1 protein-coding gene is annotated in these 402 nt (G+C 51.0%); it reads left to right on the forward strand.

The window, feature by feature from the left end; translation table 11 throughout:
* On the forward strand, positions 1–402 hold a 402-nt coding region (locus tag A3739_RS29550; protein WP_197472136.1), incomplete at both ends, for a hypothetical protein.

The following is a 402-nucleotide window of genomic DNA, read 5'->3' on the forward strand; positions in this document are numbered from 1 at the left end:
GTGACTGTATTGGCCGAGGATCTAGCAGCGCTGACGTTAACGCCTCCGTTGCATGACAGTACTGACTTTACGTTGGATGTCATGGTGACGCATCAGGATGAAGATCCAGATAGTGGTGTGATTACGGAAGCGAGTAGCACCGCACAATATCATGTTTCAGTTATCCCAGTGGCGGATGTCCCAACGTTACAAGCGAACGACATTAGCGGAAATGAAGATGAACCGATTAGCCTGGATATAACGGCGGATCTTGTCGATCTAGATGGTTCTGAGTCGATTACTGCGGTGCGTTTCGAGGGTGTTCCGGAGGGCGCGCAGCTCTCAACGGGTGCCGATCAGGGTAGTGGTGTTTGGATCGTGAATATTGACGATTTAGCGAGTCTAACCATACAAGCACCGGCG

Source organism: Oleiphilus sp. HI0067 (assembly GCF_001635735.1).